Raw genomic sequence first — 1,515 nt, 5'->3', positions numbered from 1 at the left:
CCCGTTCCTGTCGCGCAATTTCCAGCTCCCGTTCGAGTTCTTGAAGACGAGTCTCCTGTGGTGAAAGGGCGGGGATCCCCCGCCCGGTGAAGGCAGGGCGTCCAGCGGCCGTTTGATGGTCCTGCTGTTGCTTCCACCGGACAACGTAGTGAGGAGGAACGCCGAGGTCACGGGCGATCTGAGCGCAACTCTTACCGGTCGTGCGAACCAGGCGGACAGCTTCGTATTTGAACTCAGCGGTGAACTTTTGCTTGGGTACGGACATTCTGTCCTCCAGTGTGAATCACACTGAACTTACCCTCCACCAAACCCTAACAACATCAGTATATCCCCGGCCCGGTGCTCCAGGAGGGTCGGAACGAACTGATCGTCTTTGAGGAACGGGCGGCTGGCCCCCGCATTGAGCTGCTGGGCGAACCTGACCTGGGGCCGGAAAAGGACACGGCGCAGGGGGTGGAGTAGGTTGGAAGCCCCCCGAGCAGGACACAGTTGGTCCAAATTCTAGTGGTGAACAGAAGGAGGAACGCTGGTCTCTTCGGTACCATTTGAGCTTTTCCCATGTAGTGGTGACACTGCCGCCGTAGGGGGTTGTGGCCCTCTGAACCTGCGGTTCTTCCGTCGGTTCCCAGCCACAACGGTGTTCCTGTTACAGCGGTCTGGTGTCTTGCGCCAGCCTTGCGAAAATGAAGGGAAACGCGATGATTTCAGTACCGGACAACTTGCGTTTAAGTGGTGCTGGGTGCGGAGAAAGGTTGATTTAAGAGGCCGAAGTATAGTTCGGCCTGTGGGTGATCCTATCTCAGCGCTCTCGCCAGATATTGCCAGCCATACTGGACCACGCTGACTGCGCGACGACCATGCGCTTTGACCGGGATTGGTTTGGACGCATTCATCCAGACGCCCACCCGCAGACAGCACACCCAGGCCAGCGTGACCAGTCCAAACAACCGCTCTAATCGGTCAGCGTGGGTCACCGCTGACCGTTCCAGGTCAAAGCCACGCGACTTCATGCTGCTGAACGTACACTCGATGCTCCAGCGCAATCGGTACACCGCCCAGATGTCCCACATCTTCAAATCTGTCGCCCGGACGATAAGATCGCCATCCGCTGCGCGGGTGGCAACCACCTGCATCACGCAGCCGTAGACCCAGCCCTTTTCGAACAGACAGCGCTTCTTTCCGATTTGGACATCCCCGAACCACTGATCGACGCGCAATTCGTCCACCACGCTGTCAGCCCGGATGCGAATCACGCGGCGGATCTTCCGTTTCCGCAGAAAGGTGAACCACTGCTTTCCCACGAACTCCCGGTCGGCCACCAGAGCCTTCCAGCACAGCGCTGGAAGGCTCTAGTCGCTCACGGGTGGCCGAGTCACTGCATCCACCGTGATCCAGCGCCACCCAGACGAGGGGGAGCGTGAATCCCTCCAACACGACGCCCAGAACGAGCTGACCACCGCCGTAACCATCAACAAGCTGCTTTCAAGATGTGGCGGAAGACGGTACGGCAGGGGG

The 1,515-nt window shown here is 59.1% G+C and carries 3 protein-coding genes; 1 reads left to right on the top strand and 2 read right to left on the bottom strand.

Translation table 11 applies throughout. The features are described 5' to 3' along the window. On the bottom strand, positions 1-265 hold a 265-nt coding region (locus BOO71_RS13205), incomplete at its 3' end, for a transposase (RefSeq protein WP_139322934.1). 74 nt (positions 266-339) lie between these two features. Here BOO71_RS13205 and BOO71_RS29075 point away from each other — a divergent pair. Then, positions 340-462, top strand: a complete 123-nt coding sequence (locus BOO71_RS29075; RefSeq protein WP_303046726.1) for a hypothetical protein — start codon at positions 340-342, stop codon at positions 460-462. 332 nt (positions 463-794) lie between these two features. On the opposite strand, the gene BOO71_RS13200 is transcribed toward BOO71_RS29075, so the two are convergent. After that, positions 795-1,319 carry a transposase gene (locus tag BOO71_RS13200; protein WP_075833118.1) on the bottom strand — a complete coding sequence of 175 codons (525 nt, stop codon included), beginning with the start codon at positions 1,317-1,319 and terminating at the stop codon, positions 795-797. Between the last annotated feature and the right edge of the window lie 196 nt (positions 1,320-1,515).

Origin of the sequence: Deinococcus marmoris (assembly GCF_001949125.1) — a bacterium.
Classification (GTDB): domain Bacteria; phylum Deinococcota; class Deinococci; order Deinococcales; family Deinococcaceae; genus Deinococcus; species Deinococcus marmoris_A.
The sequence above is the reverse complement of the archived record's forward strand: the minus strand, read 5'-3'. Positions and strand labels throughout refer to the sequence as shown.